Origin of the sequence: Mycobacterium sp. E787 (assembly GCF_001668725.1) — a bacterium.
In the GTDB taxonomy this organism is placed as follows: domain Bacteria; phylum Actinomycetota; class Actinomycetes; order Mycobacteriales; family Mycobacteriaceae; genus Mycobacterium.
Window position 1 is genome coordinate 1 of record NZ_LZKL01000103.1, and the last position, 2,767, is coordinate 2,767.

2 protein-coding genes and 1 tRNA gene are annotated in these 2,767 nt (G+C 68.5%); 2 read left to right on the forward strand and 1 reads right to left on the reverse strand.

What is annotated here, in order from left to right; all coding sequences use genetic code 11:
* Window positions 1-80 precede the first annotated feature (80 nt).
* Window positions 81-163 (reverse strand) — tRNA-Leu (locus A5705_RS20645).
* 253 nt (window positions 164-416) lie between these two features.
* Here A5705_RS20645 and A5705_RS20650 point away from each other — a divergent pair.
* On the forward strand, window positions 417-2,090 hold the full coding sequence (locus A5705_RS20650) for a DUF3662 and FHA domain-containing protein (protein ID WP_068279657.1): 1,674 nt from the start codon (window positions 417-419) through the stop codon (window positions 2,088-2,090).
* A gap of 127 nt (window positions 2,091-2,217) precedes the next feature.
* Complete coding sequence (locus tag A5705_RS20655) at window positions 2,218-2,685, forward strand: FHA domain-containing protein (protein ID WP_066917067.1); 468 nt, start codon at window positions 2,218-2,220, stop codon at window positions 2,683-2,685.
* Window positions 2,686-2,767 lie beyond the last annotated feature (82 nt).

Consider the following 2,767-nt stretch of genomic DNA (forward strand, 5'->3'; position numbering starts at 1 on the left):
CAAAACACCCCCAGCCAACAACTGAGGGTGTTCACTATGTCGCGAGACATCTGTCCTCGATGTCTCGCGACATCACACAGTGGGCGAAGGGGGACTTGAACCCCCACGTCCCGAAGGACACTGGCACCTGAAGCCAGCGCGTCTGCCATTCCGCCACTCGCCCGGAAAAACAACCGATGGACCATACCACTCTAATGGCCGTCCGCCCCAATCGCCTTGGCGGGACCGGCCGCCCGGTCGCGCCGCCCGCGACCGCCGCCGCGGCGTCCTGAGCTGCACGGATGCGATTCTCAGAGTTCCCGAGGTGCCGCCGCATCGCGGTGTCCCGATACCATGCTGGAGTGACCCAACACGCGGGCGGTCCGTTTGCCTCGCGCCCGCGACACACCACGGCAGCTGCGGGCGAGCGCTGACGCATGAGTAGCCAAAAGGGGCTCGTTCAGCGCATCGAGCGCAAGCTCGAGGCCACGGTCGACAACGCGTTCGCCCGACTGTTCGGCGGATCGATCGTGCCGCAAGAGGTTGAAGGTCTATTGCGCAGGGAAGCCGAGGGCGGGGTACAGACGCTGCACGGCGATCGGCTTTTGGCCCCCAACGAATACATCATTACCCTCGGTATGCACGACTTTGCGAAGGTGGGAGCCGACACGGATCTCACGTCGAACGCTTTCGCGAGGTACCTGGCCGACTATATCTATGAACAGGGGTGGCAAACGTATGGTGATGTGGTCGTCCGGTTCGAGCAGTCGTCGAGCCTGCATACCGGTCAGTACCGCGCCCGCGGTGCTGTCAACCCCGATGTCGAGCCCCGCCCGACCGTCATCCACCCCCTCCGGCCACAATCAGATCACGCGTTCGGCGCAGAACGAGGAGTAGCAGCAATGACTGACAATTCGAGCTACCACGGGGGTCAGGGGCAGGGCCGGCCCGGCGACGAGTACTACGACGACCGTTACGGACGCCCGCAAGAGGAGCCGCGCGCACCGGAGCCGCAGGGCGGACCGGAGCCCCGCGGTGGCTACCCGCCCGAGCAGGGCTACCCGCCCCCCGGCGGCTACCCGCCGCCGCGTCAGCCGGAGCAGGGCGCCTACCCGCAACAGGGCGGCTACCCCGAGCAGGGCGGTTACCCCGAGCAGGGCGGCTACCAGGAACAGCGCGGCGGCTACCCCGAGCAAGGCGGTTATCCCGAGCAGGGCGGCTACCAGGGCCAGCGCGGCGGCTACCCGGATCATGGCGGCTATGACCAGCGCGGATACCAGGCGCCCGGCGGCTACCCCGACCAGGGGCAGGGTGGTTACCCGCCGTCCTACGAGCAACGCCCCCCGGCCCCGGGCGGCTACGGCGGCCAAGGCTACGACCAGGGCTACCGCCAGGGTGGCGGCTACGGCCCGCCCGGCGGTCAGCCCGCCACCCAACAGGGCTACGGCTACGGCGACTACGGTCGCGGGCCGGCGCGCCAAGAGGAAAGCGGATATGCCCCGCCGGCCCCGCAGGGCGCGCCCGAGCAACACCGGCCGGCCTACCCGGACCAGGGCGGCGGATACGACCAGGGCTACCAGCAGGGCGGGGGATACGGCCAGCAGGAGTACGGCCCGGGTGACTACACCCAGTACGCCGAAAGCGTTCCGGGCGGCGGATACGCCCCGCAAGGCGGCGGGTATGCCGACACCGCCCACCCCGACTACCAGTACAGCCCGCCCGCGGAATACGGCCAGCCCGCCGACTACGGCCAGCCGGCTGATTACGGCCAGCAGCCGGGCGGCGGCTACGGCGGTTACGGCCAGGGCGGCTACGGCGCCGCGGGAACGACGGTGACCCTGCAGCTCGACGACGGCAGCGGCCGGACCTACCAGTTACGCGAAGGGGCCAACATCATCGGCCGCGGCCAGGACGCCCAATTCCGGTTGCCCGACACCGGCGTTTCCCGCCGTCATCTGGAAATCCGCTGGGACGGGCAGGTCGCGCTCCTTTCCGACCTCAACTCCACCAACGGCACGACCGTGAACAACGCACCGGTACAGGAGTGGCAGTTGGCCGACGGCGACGTGATCCGTCTGGGCCACTCGGAGATCATCGTCCGCATCCACTAGACGCACGGGCTCGAAGCTGCCGTGCTTCGCCCCGCGTCGACGACCGTTTAAGTATCGTGACGTTGCTGATGTGCTCGGTGTCACGGGCGCGACGAGGGGCGCGGCGCCAGGACGGAAAGGACGCCAGATGCAGGGACTGGTACTGCAGCTGACGCGTGCCGGATTTTTGATGTTGTTATGGGTATTCATCTGGTCCGTGTTGCGGATCCTGCGGACCGATATCTACGCGCCCACCGGGGCCGTCATGGTGCGGCGCGGCCTGGCGCTGCGCGGCACGCTGCTGCCCTCGCGCCAGCGTCGCCACGCGGCACGCTATCTCGTGGTGACCGAGGGCGCGCTCACCGGCGCCCGCATCACGCTCAGCGGGCAACCGGTGCTGATCGGACGCGCCGACGACTCGACCCTGGTGCTCACCGACGACTACGCCTCGACACGGCACGCCCGGCTGTCCCAGCGCGGCTCGGAATGGTACGTCGAGGATCTAGGATCGACCAACGGCACTTACCTTGACAGGGCGAAGGTGACGACTGCGGTACGGGTTCCCATCGGAACGCCGATTCGAATCGGCAAAACGGCGATCGAGCTGCGCCCGTGATCCGCGCCGACGACGATGCGACCGCGCAGCGGGCGAGGAGGAGCGGCGCAATAGCCGAAGCCGACGACGATGCGACCGCGCA